Source organism: Paenibacillus sp. ICGEB2008, from assembly GCF_000307675.1.
GTDB classification, from domain to species: Bacteria; Bacillota; Bacilli; order Paenibacillales; family Paenibacillaceae; genus Paenibacillus; species Paenibacillus polymyxa.
In genome coordinates, this window is sequence record NZ_AMQU01000006.1 from 80,817 (window position 1) to 107,039 (window position 26,223).

Sequence of the window (26,223 nt, forward strand, 5' to 3'; positions counted from 1 at the left end):
TTGATTGGCACCTGCAAGCTCACCTTCGTGATGTTTCATTAATATCTCGTACACAACTTTATTGTCCGTTTAAATAACAATTGGAGGTATATCCATGCAAATACTTGAAACCAACCGATTGATCCTGCGGAATTTTGCCGCAACCGACGCTGCCGGATTGTTGGAGTATACAGCTAATCCAAGAGTTAACTGCTTTATGGATCACCAGATTTCGACGTTGGAGGAAGCTACAGAGGAGGTCGAAAAAAGAAGCGGTGACGACTCCCATATCGCGGTATGCCTGAAAGACAGCAACGAACTGATCGGAGAACTATTTGGTATGAAGGAAGAACGAGATTCGGATACGTATGGTATTGGATGGAATTTTAATGCCAGATTTGAAGGGAAAGGGTACGCAAGTGAGAGCGCCAACGCCTTCATAGAATATCTCTTTACGCAACAGGAAGTAAGGAGACTGTACGCCTATGTCGAGGACGATAACTTCCGTTCCCAGAAGCTGTGTGATAAACTGGGCTTTCGCCAGGAAGGCTGCTTCATGGAATTCGTTTCATTTGTTAAATACGAAGACGGCACGCCGAAATACGAGAATACGTATCAATATGCATTACTGAAAAAAGAATGGCTCTCTCAACGTGCTAATCAGAAATAAAAAACAAGAGATTAAACTCATTTTTAAAACTAAGAAACGTCACATAACAAATACGGCGACTTCTCTTTAGTGGATTGCAAAGAAAAGTCCGTTTGGTTTAAAGTTTCGATATAGGGTCTGGTTTAGCTACCCCAAAACGGCTTTGCAATCTGCTGACCTTGATCGATCTTCGTCCTTACTCAGCTTCACAGGTTGTTTCCGCAAGCTTCCAGTCACTCACAAGTTACTATAAGTTAGAACACAACTTTATTGTTTAGTACATAACTTTATTGACTATAGACAACGAGGAAGCCAAAAAAATGCTAAAACGCTACTGACATCCCGTTGTCAGTAGCGTTTTTGTATATTAGGAGTATGCGAATATCGCAGTGCCTTGAGAGGGAGCGACCCTTCTCAAAATCTTATTATAGAGGTGGAACTTATTCATGGAAAATATCAAGTGGGAAGTTGATCCGGACCACAGCTCCGTTGAGTTTTCAGTAACGCATTTAATGATTAATAGAATCAAAGGAGTATTCGAGCATTTCCAAGCGATCTTGAGTTTTGATCCTAATGATTTAGCAACCATGGGTATTCAGGCTTCCATAGATGCAAATAGTATCACAACTCGCCAATCGCAACGAGATGAGCACCTGAAGAGCGACGACTTCCTTCATGCAGACAAGTATCCAACCATTACGTTTGAAAGCACCAGCTGCGTCCTTGCTGGCGAAAGGCAATATGAACTTACGGGCAATCTAACTCTGCATGGAGTAACAAAACCCATCACTTTTCATACCGTTTTTGAAGGACTTAACAAAGACCCTCGCGGCCGGGAACGTGTAGGATTTCATTCTACAGCCAGTATTGAACGCAATGAATTCGGCTTGACATTCAACTCCCATCTGGAAAAAGGCGGGATTGTTGTCGCGAATGAAGTGAGAATTGAACTTTATATCGAGGCAATTAAAATAGAGTAGCGATCCTATACATGATTTAATCTGTGCCTAGTAATGAATTAATTATGTTCAGATGGCTTTTTTATAAACCAACCCAGCACTATAATAAGTATTGCAAGAATAAATTCAATCCAAAAAACTGTTTGTAGACCGGAAACCATGCTTTGTGTCTTCTCATGCATTGCAGTGGGATTGAGCGAATGATGAAGATAACGATTGGCTCCAGACGACATGATGCCGACGAACAATGCGATGCCAATTCCACCTGTAATCTGTTGGAGCGTATTGTATATGGCTGTGCCATGAGGAACCAGGTGACGTGGAAGTTGATTCAATCCTGTTGTCTGAGCCGGCATGACGACGAATGACATGCCTAAGAATAAGAGGATATGATTGAACAGAACGGAACCTTGTGTTGTATCACTGTCGATGCCGGTAAACAGCCACAACGATATGGCGATCAGGAATAGTCCGGGCGCAATGACGGGTCTCGGCCCAAATTTATCGAGTAACTTACCCGATACCGGCATCAGCATCCCGTTCAAAATGCTACCTGGCATTAGAAGTAAGCCTGTCGCAAATGCTGTCAACTTCATCACATCCTGCATATAGAACGGCAGCAATGTTGTTGTGGCGAATAGAACCATCATCTGAATTACAATCAATACCGCAACCAGAGAAAAAGTGTAATGCCGGAATACGGAAAGATCGATCAACGGCTCTTTGGTCTTAAGCTGGCGCCATACAAGCAAGAGCAAGAAAAGGCTGCCTATTGCAATCGATCCGTAACCTTCAGGCTCAAGTGAGACACTTGTTTGGCTGAAGCCATAGGTGACGCTGCCGAAACCGACGGTTGACATCACAATGGATACAAGATCGACCCTTGGCTTGGTCAGTTCTGTCACATTCTTTAAGTACACCAATGCATAAATCATCGAAAACAGTGCGATAGGAATCACCATGTAGAACAGCCATCGCCATTGAAAGGTATCGATAATCAAGCCAGACAAAGCTGGCCCGATGACAGGAGCGACCATGATGACCAGCCCCATGAGACCCATGGCGGCACCCCGGCGTTCTGGAGGATAGAGGGCGAGAATCGTATTCATCATCAACGGAATCAATAATCCTGTTCCGCAAGCCTGAACAACCCTGCCCATCAGCAAGATTCCGAATGCCGGGGATACTGCACACAAGCAGGTACCGGCCAAAAATAACGCCATCGCAGACATAAACATCTGGCGAGTCGTGAACCATTGCTGTAGTAATGCGGTCACCGGCACCAGTACGCCGATCACGAGCATATAACCGGTCGATAACCATTGTATGGTCGAAGCAGCAACGTTAAATTCTCTCATCAATGCAGGAAACGCATTGGTAAGTAAATTTTCGTTAAGAAATGCGACAAATGTACCGATGAGTAGAGCGGTTAATATTGCCCCTCTCTTCATTTCTCTTGCATCTTGAGCCTGATTGTCCATCTTCTACCTCCCGATTGTTCATGGCGTTCCGTCTATTGTTTGTATATCGCTTATCCCGCAACGCCTGAAGATCATTTTACGTGGAGTGGGATGAATTGGAAAAAGCGAAATTGCTCATCATACTCGGAAATTCATTCATATTTCGAAAGCAAAAGGGGGGTCCGCCACGGTGTCGCTCATTCGCGCATTATTTCTTGACAGGATGAGGTTAGGGGATTATGATAACGTGCCGGTCAACTCTATAAGGCAAATAAAATCAAAAAGGCTGATTTTTCGTAGTGCCTTGGCACCGGAATCGTCAGCCTATCGTGCAGATTATCCTACACCATCACTTTCTAACAAAGAATAAAAATTATCACGGTCTTGGTCATCAAATTTGCCAAGTGCCCTTACCCTAACAAATTCATGTCCGCCATACATGTCTATTTCCTCACCGTACCTATTGTAGAGCGCGATTATATTTCCATCCTGATTAAACTCCAAGTACCCGTAATATTTTGCCTCAGGCACTTCACCGTAAAAAAGCGTAAATCTGATCTTGATCACTCTGTGCATGCAGATCCTCCTCTACTGCCTTTCATATTGGCTTTGAATATATACAGTATTCCCCACAAAATGTCAACAGATTTAGTTTTCAGGTGATAATGATGGATAAGTTATTTCGCTTCGCATCTGGCAAGGAATCCAAAAAAGGCCAAAACGCTACTGACATTCCGTTGTCAGTAGCGTTTTGTATATTACGAGTATGTGAATATCACAAATTTCCCCCTTCACTTCAATTTCTTCTTTACCGTCTCTCCTTCAATTAACACGGGCTGATAATAGGTTTGGTTGCTTAGATCCTTCTTCCCTTGTAGTTTCTTAATAACCCAGTCGGCGGCATCACGGCCCATTTGTTCCTGTGGGTGTGTCAATGTTGTTAGTTTGATGTTTGCATTTTTGGAAATATAGGAATTGTCTTGGCCAATAATGGACAAATCTTCGGGAACGGATATACCAAGTTGTCTGCATACATGTACAACTTCTAGTCCGACCTCGTCGTTATAGCAGACAATTGCGGTTAAATCGTCTCTTTGTTCGGTCAAGAATTTCTTCAAATTGGTGGACAGATCCTGCTTCGTTTCTGTATAGAATGAGAGCACTTGCTCGGGGTGAAAGCGTAATTTGGCTTCTCCAAGCGCTTTGATATAACCCTTCATTCGATACTTCCCTTGTAAATCGTCCATTTTGGCAATGATGCCAATCTGTGTGTGTCCGTTAGCGATCAATTCTTTGGTTGCCAGATAGCTGGATTGTACGTCATCGAGACAGAAGTAAGGAACCTCCAACTCTTCATAATAGGCATTAATCATGATGAATGGAACATCCTGTTCCTTGAACGTCAGATAGTAAGCGATATTGGGATTATATAGATTGCTCTTCGTAGGCTCAATGATCAAACCATCGACACCAAAGGACAGCATCATCTCCAAAGCTTTCTTTTCCTGTGCGACATCATTATTGGTACTGGCTAATAGTAATGAATAATTATCTTCGTTCAATCTGGCTTCAATCCCGCGAATAATAGAGGGAAAGATGTAATCAGAGATGTAGGTTGTGATGACTCCGATGGTTTTATTGCTGGAATTGCCACCGGTTTTTGACCGAAATTGGTTGCTGACATAGGTGCCAGATCCTTTTTCACTTCTTAAAAAACCTTCGTTAGATAGTTCCAAAATAGCCTTTCGGACCGTCTGGCGACTAACTTTATACTTATCCTGCAAAGCGAATTCCGTTGGAATTTGTTCTCCTACGCTGTATGCCCCTGAAAGAATGTTGCTTTTTATATCCTCAAGGATGACCTGATACTTTGGTTTCACTTTATTCCTTCTTTCCAAGTTGTTCTAATACTAATTAATGTATCTATAATATTTGTATGTACATATTTTAGCATAATTATGAGTTTATTATAATCTATTGTCCTATCTGTATAAATACTAAAGTTAAAATAGAAAAACACTCGGTTCGTCAAAGTATTTGTAAGTATAACTATGGTTTTGTATTGACAAATGTACGCACAAAAAAATATACTAAGGCTGTAAACAAAAGAAAGCGCCTTCTTTCAATTATTGCGATTATAACAGTTGTTCAGAGAGAGGAGTAACGTGAGCATGGATCAAGACATTAAACAAGCGATTACTAAGGGAGAAACTTCACTTGGTATCGAATTTGGATCCACACGTATCAAGGCAGTGCTGATTGATCATCGTTTTGAAACAATCGCATCTGGAAGCTATGAGTGGGAAAACCTCTTGGTAGATGGATATTGGACGTACAACTTAGAGAGCATTATTACAGGTCTACAAGAGGCTTATCGTGAAATGAAACAAGAGGTTGAACAAAAATACGGAATCACCCTTCATACGGTTGGTTCTATAGGATTCTCTGCAATGATGCACGGCTATATGGCTTTTGACAGCAAGGGCGAGTTGCTTGTTCCGTTCCGTACTTGGCGGAATGCGACAACCGGTGCTGCAGCAAAAGCTTTAACTGATAAATTCCAATTCAACATTCCTGAGCGATGGAGTATTGCTCACTTGTATCAAGCGATATTGAACGAAGAACAACATGTTCCTCATATTGATTTTATTACGACGTTGGCTGGATATATTCACTGGCTGCTGACTGGCAACAAAGCCATTGGCATCGGAGACGCTTCGGGGATCTTCCCAATTGATGAGACTACACATGATTATAACGAGTCGATGGTTAAGCAGTTTGATGAACTCATTGCAGCCAAAGGCTACGATTGGAAGTTACAAGACATTATTCCTAAAGTTCATATCTCAGGCGAGCAGGCAGGTGTACTAACCGCAGCGGGAGCCAAAATCTTAGATAAATCCGGAGATTTGCAATCAGGTATTCCGCTTTGTCCTCCAGAAGGTGATGCGGGAACAGGAATGGTCGCTACGAATAGTGTGAGAAAACGTACTGGCAACGTGTCTGTGGGAACCTCAGTTTTTGCCATGATCGTATTAGAGAAGGATCTTTCGGCGGTATATCCGGAAATTGATCTGGTGACCACACCGAATGGTAATCCAGTCGGAATGGTTCATGCCAACAACTGCTCAAGTGATCTCAATGCTTGGCTGGGCTTGTTCCGTGAGTTCTATGAGGCCATGGGGCAAAAGGCGGACCCGAATCAATTATTCAGCGTGTTGCTGAACAAGGCTTTAGAAGCAGATCCAGATGGCGGCGGCTTACTTAGCTACGGCTATTTGTCAGGAGAGAATATCACCGGAATAGAGAAAGGTCGGCCATTGTTTGTCCGCTCCCCTGAGAGCCGTTTCAATTTGGCCAATTTCATGCGCACTCATCTGTTCACTGCATTTGCTGCTTTGAAAATCGGGATGGATATTTTGACGAAGAGAGAAAATGTCGCAATTGACAGCATTCTGGCTCACGGCGGTTTATTCAAAACTCCTATTGTCGGACAAAAAATTGTCGCGGCAGCTATGGATGTTCCGGTGTCCGTGATGGCAACAGCTGGAGAAGGCGGAGCGTGGGGTATGGCTATTCTGGCTTCTTACATGATGAACAAGGATCAGCAAGAAAGTCTGGAAGACTTCCTCGACCAAAAAGTATTCAGAGATGTTGAGGGACAAGAAATTCATCCCGACGGTTCCGATGTTAAGGGATTCGAAACATTCTTGGAACGCTACACACAAGGCCTGGCGATTGAGCAGGCTGCTGTAGATAATCTAGTGGAAAACTGGAGGAATTGACGTGTTAGAGCAGCTGAAAGAAGAAGTATTTCAAGCCAATCTGGATTTGCCTAAACATGGACTCGTGAAATACACCTGGGGTAACGTAAGTGCTGTTGATCGTGAGCGCAGCTTATTCGTTATCAAACCGAGTGGTGTTAGCTATGACACGATGAAACCTAGCGATATGGTAGTTGTTGATTTTGACGGCAATGTTGTTGAAGGAGAGATGAGACCTTCATCGGATACACCGACTCATGCCGTACTTTACAAGCACTATGCAGAAATCGGCGGTATTGTGCACACGCATTCGACCTGGGCGACCGTTTGGGCTCAAGCCGGCCTGGACGTACCTGTAATGGGGACTACTCATGCAGACACCTTCTATGGTTCTGTTCCTTGTGCCCGTTTCTTGACACAAGACGAGATTGATCGTGGTTACGAAGCCGAAACAGGCCGTGTCATCATCGAAACTTTTGAGCAGCGTGGGCTGGATATTTTAGCAATGCCAGGTGTCCTGCTTAAAGGTCATGCTCCCTTCACTTGGGGAAAAGATGCGAAATCCGCAGTTATGAATAGCGTCGTGTTGGAAGAAGTTTCGAAAATGAACCTATTCGCACGGGAATTGAATCATTTTGCTGAAGAATTGCCGCAGCGTATTCTAGATAAACACTATTTGCGCAAACATGGGAAAGACGCTTACTACGGGCAAAAATAAGACAACTATACTAACAAACGAAGAAAAGAGGATGAATGTTATGTCAACAGTAGGTACAAAACAGTTCTGGTTTGTCGTAGGTTCACAACATCTGTATGGGGAAGAAGCATTAGCAGAAGTGAAAGCACACGCACAAGAAATGACCGATGCCTTAAATAAAAGCGGTGTGTTGCCTTATCCGCTCGTATTGCAGGATCTGGCAGTTAGTGCAGACAAAATCACCAGCCTCATGAAAGAAGTCAACTATCGTGACGAGGTTGCTGGTGTCATCACTTGGATGCATACTTTCTCACCTGCAAAAATGTGGATTCGCGGTACTAAATTGTTGCAAAAACCGCTGCTTCATTTGGCTACTCAGTATAATGAAAGCATTCCTTGGGCTACAATTGACATGGACTTTATGAACCTCAACCAGGCAGCTCATGGTGACCGTGAATATGGATTTATCAATGCCCGTCTGAAGAAACAGAATAAAGTGGTTGTAGGATATTGGGAACGTGCGGAAGTGCAAAAGCAAATCGCAGAATGGATGGATGTAGCGGTTGCTTATAACGAAAGCTTCAATATCAAAGTTGCCCGTTTTGGCGACAACATGCGTAACGTTGGTGTTACGGAAGGGGATAAAGTCGAGGCCCAAATCCAATTTGGATGGACCGTTGACTACTTCGGAATTGGCGACCTTGTTCAGTACGTCAATGCTGTGAAGGAAGAAGAAATTGATGCTTTGTTCGCAGAATACTCCGAACTCTATGAATTTGATTATGGTACTTACAGCAAGGAAGCTTGGGAATCCAGCGTAAGAGTGCAAGCAAGCTATGAAATTGCTATTAAACGATTCCTGGATGATGGTGGTTATACTGCCTTCACTACAAACTTTGAAGATCTCTACGGTATGAAACAGCTTCCTGGTCTTGCCGTTCAACGTTTGATGGCACAAGGATATGGCTTCGCTGGTGAAGGAGATTGGAAGACTGCAGCGCTGGACCGTCTGCTTAAAGTCATGAGCCATAACCAATCCACTGGCTTTATGGAAGACTACACCTATGAATTAGCAGCTGGTCAGGAATCGATCCTTCAATCGCATATGCTTGAAGTTGATCCAACGTTGGCAAGCAACAAGCCTAAAATTATCGTTTCTCCGTTAGGTATCGGCGATCGTGAAGACCCAGCCCGTCTGGTGTTTGACGGTAAGGCAGGAGACGGTGTGGTTGTTTCCATGGCTGACTTTGGCACACATTATAAACTGCTGATCAATGAGGTTACTGCATTTGAACCAACAGTTCCTGCTCCCAAACTTCCAGTGGCTCGTGTACTGTGGAATGTGAAGCCAAACTTCCAAGATGGAGTTAAAGCGTGGATTGAAAACGGTGGTGGTCACCATACTGTAGTTTCCTTGAATCTAACTACAGACCAAATTGTTGCTTATGCAAAACTGGTTAACCTGGAATACGTAATTATTAAATAATTATAGATCATCTATAAAAGCATTGGGTCAGTCCTCAGGACCCAATGCTTTTTATTGTTTCTCAGAGGATTTTTAATTCATGAGGATGTGATACTATGGCGAATTTACCATCTGCGGCAACAAAATTGGTTATGGTTGAAGGTATACCTGGCTCTGGAAAATCTACATTATCCCAATATATACAGGACACCTTAAACACGCATCGAATAGAATCGGAGCTATTTTTAGAAGGGAACTTACGACATCCCGCTGATTATGAATCGGTTGCATGTGTGCCGAATGAGGAACTTGATAGGCTCCGGTCTAGCTATGCCGATGTATTTCATGATATTGATCCATTTGTATCGCTAAGCGGTAACGACTCATTAATCGCATACGCGCTTGCGCAGCAATCAGCTCAAAATGAAATTCCTTCTAGTTTGTATGAGGAAATCCGGCGCTATGAAATCTACGATGGAATACCTGTAGAAAAATATTGCGAGTTGATGGTTCAACGTTGGAGTTCTTTTGCTAAGAATCAGCGAGAAAAGGATAAGCTGGTCATACTCGAATGCTGTTTTTTACAGAACCCAGGGTGTGCATTACTCGCTCGACATGATACTGGAAATGATCGATTTGTTCAGCACGTATTACAGATTGCGGAGCAAATTCAGGACCTTAATCCAATTTTGTTCTATCTGAAGCAACCTAGTGTCCGTGAGACGATTGAGCGAGTGAAAACGATGAGGCCTCAAGAGTGGCTAGATTTTGTGATTTGGTACCATACGGAGCAGGATTATGGAAAAAATAAGGGGTTGCACGGGTACGATGGATATATACAGTTCCTTGAACATCGACGAGAGCTAGAATTGCACATTATTGAGCAGCTTCCTTTTCAAACTTTTATAATGGATAACTCCGATTATGATTGGGAGAATCAACAGCGGACTGTTTCGAACATCATGATGAAGTATTTATAATCTCGGGAAACGATAGTTTAATTAGACAAAGTAACCATTTGCAGCTATACCGGCACTTATATATAGAATTTACATACAGAGGAGGTGCAAGAGGTGCAGCGATGGATTGAGGAAGCTCGGCTAGGCGACCAAATCGCATGGGAGCAGATCGTGCAGCATTTTAGTGGGATGGCCTTTTCAGTAGCATTTACCAAGCTGGGTGACTGGAGCATAGTTGAGGATGCAGTTCAGGAAGCGTTCACTGAGGCTTTTGCCAATCTCCATAAGTTACAGGAAGCAGAGGCGTTCCCTGGATGGTTCAAGATCATTGTCGAACGCCAATGTCATCGCCTTCTGCGCCGGAAGAAGCACACGATGATGCCGTTGGACGAAACTATAGTCATGGATGTAGAGAAATATGATGTGGAGCTTATCGCAGAGAGAAGGGAATGGCATCAGAAGCTTCATCAATCCGTCGAGGGTTTATCTGACAAGTTAAAACTGGCGGTTCAGCTGTACTATTTTCAAGGGTATTCAATCGGTGAAATATCAAGCTATCTATGTGTATCTCCATCCGTGCTGAAAAAACGATTGTTCGATGCCCGCAATAATCTGAGAGCTTCGCTGCTTGTCAGCGACTTTGTATCCATGTTTAACGATATTTACGAAGGAGGAGAATCGGTGCTACATATAGTCAACGGTGACCACGTTGGTGACAAGCTGAGGAAAGGGAACATTCGCGGAGATATCCTGGTCTGGAGAGAAGTGTATCCGGTAGGTCCGGTGTTCCTTGAAATGGGCGAGCCCTCATCTGGAGCAGCTAGAGTGGAATATTTGGAGAGAACTCTCGGGATTCCGGCAGAAGACTATGTATCCAATTGCAAGGCTCAGGAGCAGACTCTGCATAACTTTCATAAGTACGACGAAGTCGTGCTATGGTTTGAGCACGATTTGTTCGACCAGCTGATGCTAAGTTACTTGTTGTACTGGTTTTCAATGCAAACCCTAGGCCAAACCAAACTGAGCTTGCTGTGTATCGGCAACTACCCAGGTATTGAACCGTTTAGGGGCTTGGGACAGCTTACAACGAAGCAGTTAGAAAAATTGTCAGGCACGTGGCAGCAGATTGGCCAGCAGGAGCTTGAGATGGGCAAAAGAATCTGGGAAGCATATACCTCCCCGGATATAACGCGGCATATTGATATTTTGCACGAAGACACATCTGCCCTGCCTTTTGCTCATGCGGCACTTGAACTGCACCTATCTCGTCTACCTTCTACCGCCAATGGGCTGGGCATCGTAGAGCAGACAACTTTGGAACTCATCCAGCAAGGAGTAAATACTCCACAAGAATTGTTTAAGCAGATTGGGAACCGAATAAGTGGTTTGGGCCTGGGTGATTTGGAATTTTGGTATCGTTTAAGGAATATGTCGGAGCAACCACATGCACTATTGGAGATTCAAGGTCGCCACTCATTTTCTGATCATCAAAAGAAAACAACCCCATCCTTTGACCAATGCGTTGTTGCATTATCGGAAGTAGGGAGGAATACAGTGGCAGGAGTACATGACTGGGTGAAGATAAAGGGAATAGACGAGTGCTATGGTGGTTTATGGCTACAAGGTGATTTGGCATGGCGTTGGGATTCAGAGGGAAAGCAGTTGGTGTATACGTAACTTATCCTAAATAACAGCAAGTTCTCTATAAAGTGACTAAGAGTGAGGCATGAAAAATGAGGTATCTTTCCATAACAAATAGGCCATTCCTTCGGGGAAGGCCCTTTGCTTGATTTTGAATGTGGAACAGGCTTAGTTCATATCAAAAGTCCAGTCACATCCTGATACCCCATACTAACCAACAATTCATTACCATTTAGCTCATGCACTTTCTTCACTGTCACATCTAACTCCATATCAAGTATATACTGCAACACTTCAGCAACATACTTAGGTTGGTTCAGATTAATAGAATATTGTTTACCCTCTTTCATCACACGTAATCCCTCATTCAAAGGGCTACCAGTGACAATTGTATCTTTAGTAGTAAACTGAATTATAAATTTTATATCTTTATTTTCAGAAATAATAGTCAACTTGGATCTACAGTAAATATCTCTGACTGTTTTATAACTCCACAAGTACGTATTCCCACTAACTACTATTTTCCTCATAGCACTCTAGTCCCCATTCCTACAAGGTTTGCAGAATCATTACGGATTCTGCTTCTTCAGCATTTCAGTCCGAAAACCGTTCTTCCCTGACAAAAGAAAATATTCCAACAATAGTCCAGGTCATGGGGGATCTTCGCCTTATGTCCCTTATTTTACTTGATTTCTATGCATTGTACAGTTTGCGTACAGTCCCAAGATGGATCGCGCATTAATTCTTGAAATCCTACATAACAATTCCTGGTTATTCATATATATAAACTGTTGATTTAATTATTGGGAAGCTGTATTTCATGAGAGTAACAAAATCAGCTATGTTTCTTATAAAAAGCTGAGTTCAATTTTTATTTTCGCAAGAAAATTCTCACTTTTTAGCAGAAATGATTTATAATTATCAGATAAAAGTAGATATAATTTTTAAATGATTATATTTAAGTTATAATGGAGATAGAAAAGGTATGTTCCTGAGTGGAGCCTTGCTTCTTGAGTCAGTTAAGCAGGAGGGCCTGCTCTTTTTTGCAAATATAAGAGATAAGGAAGGTTTTTATGAATAGTATTCAGAAAAATACAGACGTTATCTTAATTGGTGCCGGAGTCATGAGCGCGACTCTGGGATCATTGCTGAAAGAGTTAGCACCGGAATGGGAAATTAAAGTGTTTGAGAAACTGGCAAGTGCAGGAGAAGAAAGCTCTAACGAATGGAATAATGCAGGCACGGGTCATGCTGCACTGTGCGAGCTGAACTACACATCCGAAAAAGCGGACGGATCTGTAGATATTCGTAAAGCGGTTAATATCAACGAACAGTTTCAGCTCTCAAGACAGTTTTGGTCTTTTCTTGTCAACAGTAATTTGATTCGTAATCCACAGGACTTTATCAGGCCCATACCCCATATGAGTTTGGTAATGGGTGAAAAAAACGTATCTTTTTTAAAAAAAGCGCTTTAAAGCGCTTTCACGTGTTTCGCTATTTCAAGGCATGGAATTTTCCGATGACCCTGAAAAGCTGAAGGAATGGATTCCGCTAATTATGGAAGGTCGTACATTGAATGAACCGATTGCGGCAACCAAAATCGACTCTGGAACAGATGTCAACTTTGGTGCTTTAACACGCATGCTGTTTGACCATTTAAAAAGCAAAAACGTCGAGATTAAATACAAGCATAGTGTAAAGGATATTAAACGTGCGAGCGATGGCTCGTGGAAAGTCAAAGTGCATAATCTGGATAACGGAAAAATCGAATATCATACTGCCAAATTCGTTTTTATCGGTGGTGGTGGCGGAAGTCTACCTTTACTCCAAAGAACTGGCATTCCTGAGTCCAAATATATCGGGGGATTCCCGGTAAGTGGACTATTTATGGTATGTAACAATTCTAAAGTGGTCGCCCGGCATCATGCAAAAGTATACGGTAAAGCGAAGGTCGGTGCTCCTCCTATGTCTGTCCCGCATCTGGATACTAGATACATCGGTAACCAAAAAGCGCTGCTGTTTGGACCGTTTGCCGGCTTCTCACCAAAGTTCCTGAAAACGGGTTCAAATCTGGACCTGATTGGTTCCGTAAAACCCAATAACCTCATCACGATGTTGGCGGCAGGGGCAAAAGAGATGGCATTGACCAAATACCTGATCCAGCAAGTGATGTTATCGAATGAAAAGCGCCTGGAGGAATTACGCGAGTTTATTCCCAATGCCAAAATCGAGGACTGGGATATCGTGGTAGCAGGTCAGCGTGTGCAGGTGATCAAAGATACAGAGGGCGGTAAAGGAACCCTTCAATTTGGTACGGAAGTGGTTAGTTCCGCTGACGGCTCGGTGGCTGCATTGCTCGGTGCTTCTCCGGGGGCTTCTACTGCTGTTCACGTTATGCTGGAGGTATTAGAGAAATGCTTCCCACAACATATGGAAAAATGGGAACCAAAAATAAAAGAGATGATTCCTTCTTATGGATTGTCGTTAGCGGAAAACTCAGAGCTTTACCAACAGATCCACAATACCACTACAGAGGTGCTGGGTCTGGGCGAAAAAGAACCGCTGCATCGTTAATTTTACATGGCTAGTAACTCGATCATCCAAATATTTTAATAAAATACAAAGTAATCTTACAATACGTATTCAGTCGCATAAGCAAGCATTTTAGCGGTGGGGAGCTCCCACCGCTAAAATGCTTGCTTACGAGTGCGAAACTTTGTAATCCTTCTGTGTTTATTGGTGTTTGCTATAGTGATTACAGTAATCATGGAGCGGGCTATAAAGGGGGAAAAGTAATTCTTTACCGATCGTTCCCGATATGTTAGGATAAAGCCAGACAGAGAAGAAAGACATATCAGCGACCAATGTAGAACGATCGTTTCCAAAAGGTCATGCAAATTAATCCAAACCTATTCTAAGTGGTCAGGGGGTAGCTACGATGGCCAGGAGCAAAGAATTTGAGGAAAACGTTGTTCTGGAAAAAGCTATGAAGCTGTTCTGGGAGCAGGGGTATGAGAAAACCTCGATGAATGATCTTGTCGAGCACATGGGGATCCATCGAAGAAGTATCTATGATACTTTTACCGACAAGCACACCCTGTTTCTCAAAGTGATGGACCGATTCGGAGAGCGAGTTAGTGGTAGATGGTCGGCAGGGATCAAGCAATCCCAGACGGCTAAGCAGGCACTTCAGTTCATTTTCGACTTTATCATTAATGGTGAAGAGGACGTACCGCCCGGTTGCATGTTCGTGAATTCGGCTGTCGAATTAGCAGCTCGGGATGAGGAGATTGATGCGATAGCGACGAAGGCCTTTGCAAAATCGGAGGAGCTGCTTGCAGAAATCGTAACGTGGGGACAGCAAAACGGCGAATTCACACAGCAGTACGAAGCGAAGGAATTGGCTGAGTATCTGCAAAATGCCTTAGCGGGACTGAGGGTGATGGTGCGGACTTCCGTTCCGAAAGAAAAGCTGCAACGGATAGCCGAGTTAAATCTACGTATTTTAGAGACATAGACGATACACGAAAACAAATTTTTTTCATGTTATTAGAACGATCATTCTCAATTTTATAAAAATGAGGAGGAAATAAATCATGACAAACAAAATCGCGTTAATTACCGGAGCAAGCAAAGGAATCGGACTGGAGATTGCCAGACAATTGGGGCGGCAAGGGATAACGGTATTGGTTGCTGCGCGCACAAAAACAGCAGCAGATGAAGCAGCGGCCGGGCTATTGCAAGATGGCATTCAGGCAGTCGGTGTGAAGCTGGAGGTTACGAATTCTGCACATATCGCGGAATTGGCGCAATTCATTGAGAAGACTTACGGTCGGCTGGACATTTTGGTCAACAATGCAGGCATTTTGGCAGAAAAAGCGGGTTATGACGGGGATGCTTTCAGAGATACTTTTGAGGTGAACACGTTCGCACCCTATTTGATTACAGAAGCACTGTTGCCATTACTGTTAAAGAGCGAAGCAGGCAGAATCGTCAACCAAAGCAGCGCTATAGGATCGATTCAGTTCCAACTTTCCAATGAACGGGTGCAGCGGCTTGCTACCCCGGCTTATGCAGCTTCCAAAGCAGCTTTGAATATGCTGACGGCCTACTGGGCACAAAAAAACAGTGGGACGCATCTGAAGGTTAACTCCGTACACCCCGGCTTGGTCAAAACGCAGATGGGTGGGGAAAAGGCGGAACTGTCGGTGGAGGATGGAGCAAAAACGGCGGTCCGACTGGCGACCCTGCCAGAGGATGGTCCAACAGGCGGATTCTATTACATGGATGATCAGCTTCCGTGGTAAAGCGTTATGCATGAAAGAAAAAGATAATATATGACATTGTAACAGCAATTATCAGTTCGTGTATGGTGAGTGCAGACTGGATTGGTCATACCGAAGGATTTGCTCTAAAATTATAACCAATGGGCGGTTTCAGGAATCACGAGAGCAAAACGATATCCTTTAAGGAGGCTATTTTGGAAACTTTCATTTACATGGTGAGACATGGCGAATCACCGAAGACGGAAGGAAATGAAAGAACTAGAGGGTTGACGGATAAAGGGAAGTCAGATGCCTATCGAATAACGGAATTACTGAAAGGAGAGGGGATCGGGGTTTTCGTTTCAAGTCCATATCAACGAGCAATCCTAACCATCCAAGAATTAGCCCGATGTTCAGGACAAGAAGTTTTAGTATTCGAGGATCTTAAAGAAAGGATCTTTTTGAATGAAGACCACCGAATGCCCGATGAGGAATTATTCCCTTTATTAGATAAGTCATTTTCTGATCCAAACTTTGCTTTACAGGGAGGAGAGTCTAATACGGTTTGTCAGAACCGAAGTATAGCAGTTCTAAAAGAATTGTTAAAAACCTATCGAGGACAGAAAGTTGCATTAGGCACTCATGGGGCGGTTATGACTTTAATGATGGGGTATTATGACAAGCAGTACGACTTGGATTTTCTACTACACACATCCAAACCAGATGTATACAGAATGAAGTTCAACGATCAGGAGTTAGTCGAGGTAAAAAGGTTATGGTGTATGCGGTAGTGGTTTGTGAGGAAAGGTATAGGGACTATTCTTTAAAAAGAGACTACCCTTGGCGAAGGGCAGTCTCTTTTTAAATCTTACCGTTGCAGCTATTGTGGTGAACCATTAAGCAAATCTTCGGCTATTTTAACCAAATCTTCTTTGGTCAGCGGGCTGTCTTGGTTATCGGATATGTTGTAGTGTAAATGTCTTTTTTCATCGAGCCATCCCAGTCGGTTTTTTCCTGCTTCCAAGGGCTTGCTTGCTTCACTTGCCCTGATGTAATAGACCTTGGTTCCTTTGATTGTCACTTGCTCAGCCGAATCCTGTTCATTTTGCATGATGGTCGTCTTTGTGACTTCAGGAGTGTATTTGGTGACGGTAATGTTTACATAGTCGTTTCCTCTCGCATACCGGGCAAAGGAGGAGTCTGACTTGTCCCAGCTTAGCTTTTGAATAAACAGATTTTCACCCTCCGGTGCAGCTTTGGCCTGTTGCATCAGTTGATCGGTTAAAGCGCGATATTCCTTTTTATCCATCATTCCAGGATATGCAGCGACTGGATAGACGTATCCAAATTCAAACTGATAGCCATCCGGTAGGTGAGTAGGGTTGTTGAATAAAGGAGCCTCAGTCCGCTTGATTTCATCTTGTAAGCTGTTGAAACTTGAAAGTTCAGCCGGTTTGTACGCAAACAGGGCAGGATTAGATAGGTTTTTTTGATTCATGGAATCGTCTTTGACGTAATAAGCAGCATATTCTCCTGGTTGCAAACGGCGCTTCACCTCTTCGTTCCACCGTTCGTAGGTGGAGGTATACGTTTTGGAGGCGTCCGTTTCGGTAGGGGTTTTGGCGGTATTTAATACGACATTACCCGTGCTGTTACGGAATTCCAGATATTGTGAAGCTGCGTATCCGGTCACAGAGGCCCCTACTACAAAAAGCAAAATCATGATGGGGACAGTCAAGCGAGGCTGAAAATGGATTTTTCCGATATTTCCTTTTTTGGGCATCTCCTTTTGGTAGACCTGTTCCATCACTTTGTCAGAGACGTCAAAAGCCTGAATTTTCAAAGCGTTCTCTGGCTCGGTTAGCTTGTCCATGTTTTTGAACCCCCTGTCTTGCAGATCGGTGTATTTCAGGCTTTGTTTTTGAATTCTGTCTTGTAACTCACGCATTTTTGGTCCTCCTTTAGGGGTTCCATTATTTTTTTGAGCTTTGTTTTTGTCCTGCCGTATTTTTTCTTGATAGCATCCTCGCTTTTGTTCATGATTTCCCCGATTTCTCCAAACGTTTTTTCTTCAAAAATGCGCAGCACCAGCAGGTTACGCTCCTCCGCGTTCAGTTGGTCCAACGCTCGGCTCAGCGGTTCACTGAAAAGCTGACGTTCCATAACCTGCGCTGGACTGTCTGAAGTCATGTTAGTTGAGGTGAACAGGGTAAGTTTAAATTTGCGCTGTAGATTCTTCCTGCGAATCAGGTTCAGGCAGTGATGATAGGCCATTTTATACAGCCATGAGGAAAAGCCCACTGTCGGCTTGTACCTGCTGATTTTCTCAAAAGCATTGACGAAAATATCCTGCACAGCCTCTTCTGCCTCCTGCTCACTTCCTAATAGCCTCCAGCAGTACACAAAAATCTGACGCTGATACTCCTTTACAATGTAGGCGTAATCCTGGATTTCGCCGGCTTGAACTCGTTTGATTCTGTATTCGATGTCCTCATTCAAAGATTTAGGCACCCCCTCTGATCAAAAAGCAAACTATATCTGTATAACAATTGAAGATGACCGAAAGGGACACCTTGTCTAAAATTTTTTTAAATGTTCTAGCGACTCTTTAAGAGAATACGATAAAGCAGATCAATTATCACCCACGTAATTAGTTTTATAGAGTTAAAGGTATATTGTGGAAGTGGGGGGATGGTAAAATGAAATTAAGAATTGATAAGAAGGAGGTCTACGGTTTCTAATGAATGAAAGTGCTAAGAAATATAATTTTGATCGTGTGATGCTTTACCTTCATGATCAAATAAAGCTGCTGCCTAACCTAGAATCAAAATACATTGGATTAACCATGTCATTTCCTCGACAAGCTGCACTACGGAATAGGATGATTGAGAGTATTGAGACATTGATAGCACACGATGGGGACGTTTGTATTGCTGTTCATTTTAATCAATCTGATGCTGGGGCTATTGAATATGAGAACATAATTTTTATAGGAACGGATTACTTGCATCTCAAGAGAATCGCTGATTTTATGAAAAGACAAGATATTAACCTGAATATCAAAGACACCTGCATACTTTATAGAGAATGTACTGCTGACTTAAACATAAATTTGAAAGGCAATCATTCCAGAATAACAAGTTTGAATGACTTATTTGCAGGAGTCGAAATTCATATTGATCGTTTAGAGGCTGGAATGGGATATCAATATGAAAATAAACAAGTAAATGAAGATATTATTCACTATTGCTGTCATAAAGATGATGAGGAAGGTAAGGAGCTTGGATACCAATTATTCGTAAAATCGTTAGATTACTTTTCCAAGAAATTATTAGCTGAAGGATTTGTATTAGGGTATCCTGCTGTAGATTCTAAAATTAAAATAATGAAGGCCTCTTGTTCAATGTGTTTTTATAGAGATTATTATTACACTAGTGGAGCACATGTATCGCTTAAAACCGCCATGCAGCAAGCAGATTGGCAAATATGCGAACCATTGATGCAGATCCATATGATCTGTAACAAGCTATATTTTGAAGAGAACTCCTTTTTTAGAGGGGTAGAAAATCTATGTATACTCGAGGACGAAGATGATTATAAGTTATCGTTTAAATCTAGACTTTCCACAATCATTGATATTCTAGAAGAGATGTATAACCATAAAAAAGATATTTCGGACTTCCATATAGAATTGGACAGCTATGTGCCAGTTGAAGGTGTTACTCAGTTAAAAGAGAAATTCAAAGTCATTTATAATATCGATAAATGGAAAGATGAATTAGAGGAGCAAGAGATGAACTTGGCCATCCCGCCTGTATAGCTTACGAAAACCTTCGGCTGTTCTGGACGGGATGGCCTCACTCTTTTTATGCAGCGTACCTTCTACTTATGCCCTTTGCGTACCTTTAACAGCTTGCCCTTTACGGTCGTATTCTTCATAATTTCAAGCACCAGTGGGCCCTTGCCATTCAGAATCTCAACATCTGTCACATTATCCAGAATCGTAATGATGCCGATATCATCTGCCGTTACCCCGTCAAGCTTAGCGATGGTACCCACAAAGTCGACAGCTCTAAGTTTTTTCTTCTTACCGCCGTTAAAATTGAGCTTCATAATCTGTTGGTTTAATTGCTCGCGCTTGTCGTTTTTGAGCACAGTTTTTACATGTAGGTTCCGCTCGAAATCTTCTCTGCGGAGATCTACAGCCTCTTCTGAGGGGGCTTTTACTTGCGGAATTGCAAATCCAATATATGCTTCAATATCAGCTAATCGGTTGCTGTCTTTAGGAGTGATTAGAGTAATGGCTTTCCCCGTTTTGCCAGCACGTCCTGTACGGCCTGTACGATGAACATAGCTTTCCTTTTCAAGGGGAATATCGTAGTTGATGACATGGGTGATATTTGTGATATCAATCCCTCTGGCGGCTACATCCGTTGCGATCAAGTAACGGAATTGTCCCCTTCTGAATGCGTTCATTACCTCAAATCGCTCATCCTGCTCCATGCCGCCATGAATGCGATCACATGGATATTCGAGGTCAGCCAATGCTCTGAATAGTGTATCTACATGCTCTTGCGTACGGCAGAAAATGATGCAGCTGTCAGGGTTCTCAACAATGAGCAGATCCTGGAGCAGAGCCAGTTTGTCCGCCTCTCGCACCTGAATAAGAGAGTGATCAATCGTGGCTGTGGTTACACCCGTCGCCTTAATCTCAATTTCCGCAGGATCGTTCATATATTTACGTGATAATTTGGCTACATCTTCGGGATAAGTAGCGGAAAACAACATCGTAACCCGGTCACTAGGCAACGCCTGAATAATCGACTGAACCTGCTCGATAAAGCCCATATTCAGCATCTCATCAGCTTCATCAATCACGAGATAGGCAATTCGATTTAAGGATAGCGTGCCTCGTTCAATGTGATCCAGTACACGTCCAGGCGTACCAACAGTCACATGTGTTCTTTGTTTTAGCTCGGCCTTTTGTATATGAAAAGGATGTTTCCCATAAAGGGGCGTTGCTTTGATCCGCTTAAAGCGTCCGATATTCGTGATGTCTTCAGTAACTTGTAATGCGAGTTCACGAGTTGGTGTCAGGATTAAAGCTTGGGGCTTATTCTCATTCCAATCTACTAGCTCACAAAGTGGAATACCATATGCTGCTGTTTTGCCGCTGCCTGTTTGCGATTTGGCCACAAGATCCTTCTTCGCAAGCGCAACGGGAATAACCTCCGTTTGAATCTCTGTTGGCGTCTCATAGCCCAAGCTATTCAGAGCCCTCACAATTTCTTCACTTAATGGATAATCTGCAAAATGCTTCTGACTCATTCTCAACCTCTTCTGCGCTGTATTTAAGTACCATTACATATATCATGTCATCGTGTACCGAACTTATACTCATCTAGTATACTCTATATCTAGGTTCACTCTAATACATATCAGCGATTAACTTGCTGTTTTCCAGTAAGGCAACTATACTTTTTCTGAGACGAAAAAACACAGTCTGGTTGGTAGTCCAGACGCATGGACGACTCTATATTAGCAAGAGTGCCATGTCAGTAACCTTCCCCCCTCGGGATGTCCATCGTTTCGATTTAAAATGAGGGGGATTCAAATGAAGCTTACGATTTATCATGATGGACAGTATTGGGTTGGAGTCGTGGAGGAGCAGGACCAAGGGAAATTGAAGGCAGCCAGGTACATTTTTGGTACAGAGCCTAAAGACGAAGAAATTCTCCATTTTATCCGTGAGGAAATGTGTGAACTTGTTAGTCGGCTGTCACAAGAGGTGGCTGTAAAGGGGTCTGAAACGAAGAAGATCAATCCAAAGCGGCTAGCAAGGCAGGCAGCGTATGAATTAAGGCGAAAGGGAGTCTCTTCCAACGCACAAGAGGCCTTAAAGTTAGAGTATGAGAAGCGTAAGTTGGAGAAACGTACTTACTCCAAACAACAAAAGGAATCTATGAAGGCACGGATAAGGGAATTAAAGGAGAAAAAAGCGAAAGAAAAACATCGTGGACATTAATAAAACCTCCATCCTTATACGCAATTGTAACGCATTGTTTTATATCAACATATGTGAAAATATGTGTTACGCACAAAGGGCACCCGACTGGGTGCCCTTTAAACTGTCTTATAGAGATTGTTATCCGCTAAAAGAATCCATTCAACTTACTTAAGCAGTGTCAGTGTTACCTCTATTGTATTATCAATAAATGATCGTTCTGGACGAGACTTTATCATGACGGTCAGACCAATTAACGATACAACTAGTGCCTGTGATACAGCCTTCGCATCTAGTTCGATCTCAAGCTCACCTAATTGTATACCTCGTTCAATGGTTTCTTGAAAAATGACCGCTAGGTACATTTGATGCTCCCTTGTAAGAATTTCAAACTTCTCATCATGGGGCGCAAGTTCAACCATTGTATTAATGCAAAAGCATCCTTTTCTAGGATTTTCCGCATACTCCTCTTCAACCACACCCTCAAAAAAGGTACGAAATGCTTCTTTTACAGATGGAATGCTTTGAAGTTTGATTCGGATCAGAGAAGCACGGGACATCGTGTATTTGCGTAGTGCGGCTTCGAACAATTCTTTTTTGCCCCCAAAAGTTGAATATATACTGGGGCGTTGAATTTCCATTCTGGAAGTTAAATCACTTAATGAGGTGGCTTCATATCCCTTTTCCCAAAATATTTGCATAGCTGCATCTAAAACTTTCTCTTCGTCAAATTCGCGGATTCGTCCCATAACAATACCTCTCGTTACTCATGATTTTATTCTTAATGGCTCCATGTATCTGATTATAATGTTCAGTGACATTCATTTGATTACCAATTGGTACGTTATTATCTTATAATTAGTCCTTAAAATTGTCAAATGAGGGTTGGTCTTTCCCGAAAAGAGGAGGTGAATATGAAAGAATAATCAAAGTGAATTTACTATGATTGTTGACAGTATTCTTTTTTGTGAGTTATATTTACTGGGGAAAATAACATACCGGTTGGTATGATATTTTATTGTTATTCAATTGGCACACAAAGAAAGCTATTAGAACGGGAGAGATAGACCATGGAGATAGGTATTACCTCGTTTGTAGAGACAAAGCCTGATGCTCAGACAGGCGAAGTGATAAGTCACGCACAGCGGTTGCGTGAAGTTGTCGAGGAAATTATCCTTGCTGATCAAGTGGGACTTGATGTGTTTGGTGTAGGTGAGCATCATCGAAAGGATTATTCGGCATCTTCACCAGCAATGGTGCTGTCCGCGGCTGCAGCGCAGACACAACGGATTCGGCTAACCAGTGCAGTGACGGTGCTTTCTTCAGCTGATCCGGTGCGCGTTTTTCAAGACTTTGCTACGCTGGATGGTATTTCAAATGGACGTGCCGAGATTATGGCGGGTCGGGGTTCTTTTATTGAGTCTTTTCCTCTGTTCGGCTATGACTTGGATGACTATGATGAGCTGTTTGAACAACATTTGGAACTTCTCCTTAAAATACGGGAGTCCGAAAAGGTAATCTGGAAGGGCGGTCATCGGCCAGCCATTAACAATTTGGGCGTGTATCCACGGCCAGTTCAGAACCCTTTACCAATATGGGTAGGCAGCGGGGGAAGGCAGGATTCTGCTATTCGTGCAGGTCTGTTAGGACTGCCCTTGATGCTGGCGATCATTGGAGGAAACCCGATAAATTTTGCACCGCTTGTCCAGCTTTATAAGAAAGCAGCAGCGCACGCTGGTCATGATGAATCGCAGCTTAGGGTTGGGTCGCACTCGATAGGATTTGTCGGAGAGAATAATGAGCAAGCGGCAGATACATATTTCCCTTCTACGATGGCAGGTATGAATAGATTGGGCAGGGAGCGAGGCTGGGCGCATTATGATCGTTCCAGCTATGATGCCGCGCGCAACTTTGAAGGTGCGCTGTATGTTGGCGATCCCGAGACGGTTGCTCAGAAGATCATTCATCTTCGCAAGCATGTTGGTGTTACACGCTTTATGCTGTATGTTCCGTTAAGCACGATGCCGCATGCCGAGGTGATGAGAGCCATTGAGCTACTTGGAACAGAGGTAGCACCCCGAGTGCGGAAGGAAATAGCCAAGTGGGAAGCGGAGACGGAAAAAAGACTATAAAATAACCTAACATAGAGGAGTGATTCGCATGGATTTTGAAAATCGTTTATTACCAGAATTAAGGTCAGTAATTGCACAATTCCCCGGTTTTCAACTGGAGGAGAATTTAGAACTGAGCAGAAGTTGTTTGTCGAGTCCGCCTATTGAGCAGTCGGAACACGTACGCACGACAAGCCGGATGATTCCGAGCGTTGCAGGCGAGATATTAGTCAAAATCTACGAACCTGCCCAGCGAACTGACGTTAAGCTTCCGGCCATGCTGTGGATTCACGGGGGAGGCTATGTAATGGGGCATCCTGATATGGACGATGCTTTGTGCGAACGCTTCGTGCAGGCGGCTAATTGCGTCGTCGTATCGGTCGATTATCGACTTGCTCCCGAGCACCCCTACCCAGCTGCCATCGATGACTGTTATGCCGCTTTGACGTGGATGACCGATGAAGCTGAGCTGCTGGGCATCGACTTGGACCGGGTCGCAATTGCTGGTGCAAGCGGGGGTGGCGGTCTAACCGCAGCACTTGCTTTAATGGCTCGTGACAAAGGCGGACCAGCCCTTATCTTCCAAATGCCGCTATATCCGATGATCGACGACCGCAATGTTACGGCATCAAGTCATGAAATTACGGCCGATAATGCACCATGGAGCCGGAAGAACAACTTGACGGCCTGGAACATGTACTTGGGTAATCGTACCGAAGATAGCGAGGTTTCCCCATATGCGGTGCCGTCGAGAGCAGAAAGCTTGGCTGGTCTGCCGCCGACCTACACGTGCGTAGGGCAGCTCGATCTATTCCGAGATGAGACGATCGAATATGTGGCACGCCTTGCCCAAGCAGGCGTTGACGTTGAATTTCATCTGTATCCCGGCACATTCCACAATTTTGAAGGGATGGTTCCTCAAGCAGAAGTAAGTCAACGCGCCAGCCAAAGTTATGTAGACGCGATTGCAAGAGCGCTTAATCCTTAAATAATTAAGGAGCGGTCTTCAGGTGATATGCTCCCAAGAAGATAGACAGGTTGAATAATAAAACCTACTACTGTGAAGGGAGTATATCACTTTTCGCAGCAGCCTTTTGTTATCGTTTCAGAGTTGTTTGGGATTCGTGTTGTGGCTGTTCTGCAATGATGTAAGATTTTTCGGGTAAAATCTATACTTTCACATGTAGCAGAAAACAACTATTCATTCTTATAATTGGAAATGTAAGCGCTTAAATTATTGAGGAAGAGTATTATCAAATTATACGTGTGAGGAGGAGATTTTATGTTAAGAACTAAAGTGGGCAAGTTGGTGAGCAGCTTGGCGTTGGCGGGTGTGTTGTTATCTTCTGTTCTGGTCAACCAGGCTGATGCTGGCCTGGCAAATGGAAGCAAATTTCTGGGGAATATCATTGCGGGCAGTGTCCCTCCTAGTTACGGGACATACTGGAATCAAGTGACGCCGGAGAACTCGACTAAGTGGGAATCGGTTGAAGGCAGTCGTAACAACATGAACTGGTCGCAGGCGGATACCGCCTACAATTATGCCCGTAGCAATGGTTTCCCGTTCAAGTTCCATACGTTGGTATGGGGTGCCCAGGAGCCAGGATGGGTTAAAGGACTGTCGGCTGCTGATCAGAAAGCGGAAGTGACTCAGTGGATTAAAGCAGCAGGTCAACGCTATCCGAATGCGGCGTTTGTAGATGTGGTGAATGAGCCGTTGCATCAGAAGCCGTCCTACCGCAATGCCATTGGTGGTGACGGGTCGACCGGATGGGATTGGGTCATATGGTCGTTTCAACAGGCTAGACAAGCTTTCCCGAATGCCAAACTGCATATAAATGATTATGGTATTATCAACGACCCTTCTTTAGCCGACCAATATGTCAATATTATTAATCAGCTCAAGAGTAGAGGCCTGATTGACGGTATTGGCATTCAATGCCACCATTTCAGTATGGACAACGTCTCAGTCAACACGATGAATACTGTACTAAATAAGCTGTCGGCGACCGGGTTACCGATCTATGTGTCGGAACTGGATATAACTGGGGATGATAATACTCAACTTGCCAGATACAAAGAGAAGTTTCCAGTCCTTTGGCAAAACCCCTCAGTGAAGGGAGTTACGCTTTGGGGGTATATCCAAGGACAAACTTGGAAAGATGGTACACATCTGCTGAACTCTAACGGCACGGAACGCCCCGCGCTCCAATGGCTGAGACAGTATCTGAAGAGATAAGCTATAGGTGGCACTTAAAACCCAACAGATG

General features: G+C 43.4%; 23 protein-coding genes and 1 pseudogene. 16 read left to right on the top strand and 8 right to left on the bottom strand.

The window, feature by feature from the left end; translation table 11 throughout:
- The first annotated feature begins 94 nt into the window (after nucleotides 1–94).
- Nucleotides 95–649, top strand: coding sequence for a GNAT family N-acetyltransferase (locus C400_RS0103835; protein WP_017426022.1), 555 nt, complete (start codon nucleotides 95–97; stop codon nucleotides 647–649).
- 425 nt (nucleotides 650–1,074) lie between these two features.
- Nucleotides 1,075–1,608, top strand: coding sequence for a YceI family protein (locus C400_RS0103840; protein ID WP_017426023.1), 534 nt, complete (start codon nucleotides 1,075–1,077; stop codon nucleotides 1,606–1,608).
- Nucleotides 1,609–1,646: 38 nt separating this feature from the next.
- Here C400_RS0103840 and C400_RS0103845 read toward each other — a convergent pair whose 3' ends face one another.
- The 3 genes from C400_RS0103845 to C400_RS0103855 all read right to left on the bottom strand — a co-directional run bounded on the left by C400_RS0103845 (nucleotide 1,647) and on the right by C400_RS0103855 (nucleotide 4,927).
- Nucleotides 1,647–3,068, bottom strand: a complete 1,422-nt coding sequence (locus C400_RS0103845; protein WP_017426024.1) for an MDR family MFS transporter — start codon at nucleotides 3,066–3,068, stop codon at nucleotides 1,647–1,649.
- A gap of 315 nt (nucleotides 3,069–3,383) precedes the next feature.
- Entirely contained in the window at nucleotides 3,384–3,623 is a 240-nt protein-coding gene (locus C400_RS0103850; RefSeq protein ID WP_017426025.1) for a hypothetical protein, read from the bottom strand.
- Between the two features lie 215 nt (nucleotides 3,624–3,838).
- Nucleotides 3,839–4,927 carry a GntR family transcriptional regulator gene (locus tag C400_RS0103855; protein WP_016822495.1) on the bottom strand — a complete coding sequence of 363 codons (1,089 nt, stop codon included), beginning with the start codon at nucleotides 4,925–4,927 and terminating at the stop codon, nucleotides 3,839–3,841.
- Between the two features lie 291 nt (nucleotides 4,928–5,218).
- On the opposite strand from C400_RS0103855, the gene C400_RS0103860 reads away from it, so the two are divergent.
- The 5 genes from C400_RS0103860 to C400_RS0103880 all read left to right on the top strand — a co-directional run bounded on the left by C400_RS0103860 (nucleotide 5,219) and on the right by C400_RS0103880 (nucleotide 11,609).
- Complete coding sequence (locus C400_RS0103860; RefSeq protein WP_017426026.1) at nucleotides 5,219–6,832, top strand: xylulokinase; 1,614 nt, start codon at nucleotides 5,219–5,221, stop codon at nucleotides 6,830–6,832.
- A gap of 1 nt (nucleotide 6,833) precedes the next feature.
- Nucleotides 6,834–7,529 carry an L-ribulose-5-phosphate 4-epimerase gene (locus tag C400_RS0103865; protein ID WP_017426027.1) on the top strand — a complete coding sequence of 232 codons (696 nt, stop codon included), beginning with the start codon at nucleotides 6,834–6,836 and terminating at the stop codon, nucleotides 7,527–7,529.
- 40 nt (nucleotides 7,530–7,569) lie between these two features.
- Nucleotides 7,570–8,994: an L-arabinose isomerase gene (araA, locus tag C400_RS0103870; RefSeq protein ID WP_016822498.1), complete on the top strand. Its 1,425-nt coding sequence runs from the start codon at nucleotides 7,570–7,572 to the stop codon at nucleotides 8,992–8,994.
- 95 nt (nucleotides 8,995–9,089) lie between these two features.
- Nucleotides 9,090–9,953, top strand: coding sequence for a hypothetical protein (locus C400_RS0103875; RefSeq protein WP_017426028.1), 864 nt, complete (start codon nucleotides 9,090–9,092; stop codon nucleotides 9,951–9,953).
- Between the two features lie 93 nt (nucleotides 9,954–10,046).
- Entirely contained in the window at nucleotides 10,047–11,609 is a 1,563-nt protein-coding gene (locus C400_RS0103880) for a sigma-70 family RNA polymerase sigma factor (protein ID WP_017426029.1), read from the top strand.
- 137 nt (nucleotides 11,610–11,746) lie between these two features.
- On the opposite strand, the gene C400_RS0103885 is transcribed toward C400_RS0103880, so the two are convergent.
- Complete coding sequence (locus C400_RS0103885) at nucleotides 11,747–12,025, bottom strand: hypothetical protein (protein WP_228552464.1); 279 nt, start codon at nucleotides 12,023–12,025, stop codon at nucleotides 11,747–11,749.
- A gap of 621 nt (nucleotides 12,026–12,646) precedes the next feature.
- Here C400_RS0103885 and C400_RS0103895 point away from each other — a divergent pair.
- From C400_RS0103895 to C400_RS0103910, 4 genes and pseudogenes are all read left to right on the top strand, one after another.
- Nucleotides 12,647–14,147 (top strand): annotated as a pseudogene (locus tag C400_RS0103895) (malate:quinone oxidoreductase).
- Between the two features lie 364 nt (nucleotides 14,148–14,511).
- Nucleotides 14,512–15,090, top strand: a complete 579-nt coding sequence (locus tag C400_RS0103900; RefSeq protein ID WP_016822504.1) for a TetR/AcrR family transcriptional regulator — start codon at nucleotides 14,512–14,514, stop codon at nucleotides 15,088–15,090.
- A 79-nt stretch (nucleotides 15,091–15,169) separates the two neighbouring features.
- A complete protein-coding gene (locus C400_RS0103905) occupies nucleotides 15,170–15,880 on the top strand; it encodes an SDR family oxidoreductase (RefSeq protein WP_016822505.1) in 711 nt (236 codons plus the stop codon).
- Between the two features lie 173 nt (nucleotides 15,881–16,053).
- Nucleotides 16,054–16,629 (top strand): histidine phosphatase family protein, encoded by a 576-nt coding sequence (locus C400_RS0103910; RefSeq protein WP_017426030.1) that lies wholly within the window; start codon nucleotides 16,054–16,056, stop codon nucleotides 16,627–16,629.
- Nucleotides 16,630–16,718: 89 nt separating this feature from the next.
- On the opposite strand, the gene C400_RS0103915 is transcribed toward C400_RS0103910, so the two are convergent.
- Both C400_RS0103915 and C400_RS0103920 read right to left on the bottom strand, forming a co-directional pair.
- Complete coding sequence (locus C400_RS0103915) at nucleotides 16,719–17,786, bottom strand: DUF4367 domain-containing protein (protein WP_017426031.1); 1,068 nt, start codon at nucleotides 17,784–17,786, stop codon at nucleotides 16,719–16,721.
- Complete coding sequence (locus C400_RS0103920; RefSeq protein WP_017426032.1) at nucleotides 17,747–18,337, bottom strand: RNA polymerase sigma factor; 591 nt, start codon at nucleotides 18,335–18,337, stop codon at nucleotides 17,747–17,749. Before C400_RS0103920 ends, C400_RS0103915 begins: the two co-directional genes overlap by 40 nt.
- 241 nt (nucleotides 18,338–18,578) lie before the next feature.
- Between C400_RS0103920 and C400_RS0103925 the strand changes: the two genes are divergently transcribed.
- Nucleotides 18,579–19,658, top strand: a complete 1,080-nt coding sequence (locus C400_RS0103925; protein ID WP_017426033.1) for a hypothetical protein — start codon at nucleotides 18,579–18,581, stop codon at nucleotides 19,656–19,658.
- Nucleotides 19,659–19,720: 62 nt separating this feature from the next.
- Here C400_RS0103925 and C400_RS0103930 read toward each other — a convergent pair whose 3' ends face one another.
- Nucleotides 19,721–21,166, bottom strand: a complete 1,446-nt coding sequence (locus C400_RS0103930) for a DEAD/DEAH box helicase (protein ID WP_017426034.1) — start codon at nucleotides 21,164–21,166, stop codon at nucleotides 19,721–19,723.
- Between the two features lie 286 nt (nucleotides 21,167–21,452).
- Between C400_RS0103930 and C400_RS0103935 the strand changes: the two genes are divergently transcribed.
- Nucleotides 21,453–21,863 carry a YjdF family protein gene (locus tag C400_RS0103935; RefSeq protein WP_016822512.1) on the top strand — a complete coding sequence of 137 codons (411 nt, stop codon included), beginning with the start codon at nucleotides 21,453–21,455 and terminating at the stop codon, nucleotides 21,861–21,863.
- Between the two features lie 146 nt (nucleotides 21,864–22,009).
- Here the strand turns inward: C400_RS0103935 and C400_RS0103940 are convergent, their stop codons facing one another.
- Complete coding sequence (locus tag C400_RS0103940; protein WP_017426035.1) at nucleotides 22,010–22,591, bottom strand: TetR/AcrR family transcriptional regulator; 582 nt, start codon at nucleotides 22,589–22,591, stop codon at nucleotides 22,010–22,012.
- 321 nt (nucleotides 22,592–22,912) lie between these two features.
- Here C400_RS0103940 and C400_RS0103945 point away from each other — a divergent pair, with 321 nt between their 5' ends.
- The 3 genes from C400_RS0103945 (at nucleotide 22,913) to C400_RS0103955 (ending at nucleotide 26,192) form a co-directional block, all read left to right on the top strand.
- The gene (locus C400_RS0103945) at nucleotides 22,913–23,974 is read left to right on the top strand and encodes an LLM class flavin-dependent oxidoreductase (RefSeq protein WP_017426036.1); all 1,062 of its coding nucleotides are present in this window, start codon (nucleotides 22,913–22,915) and stop codon (nucleotides 23,972–23,974) included.
- A 28-nt stretch (nucleotides 23,975–24,002) separates the two neighbouring features.
- Nucleotides 24,003–24,941 (top strand): alpha/beta hydrolase, encoded by a 939-nt coding sequence (locus C400_RS0103950; protein ID WP_017426037.1) that lies wholly within the window; start codon nucleotides 24,003–24,005, stop codon nucleotides 24,939–24,941.
- A gap of 294 nt (nucleotides 24,942–25,235) precedes the next feature.
- A complete protein-coding gene (locus tag C400_RS0103955) occupies nucleotides 25,236–26,192 on the top strand; it encodes an endo-1,4-beta-xylanase (RefSeq protein WP_013373834.1) in 957 nt (318 codons plus the stop codon).
- Nucleotides 26,193–26,223: the final 31 nt, after the last annotated feature.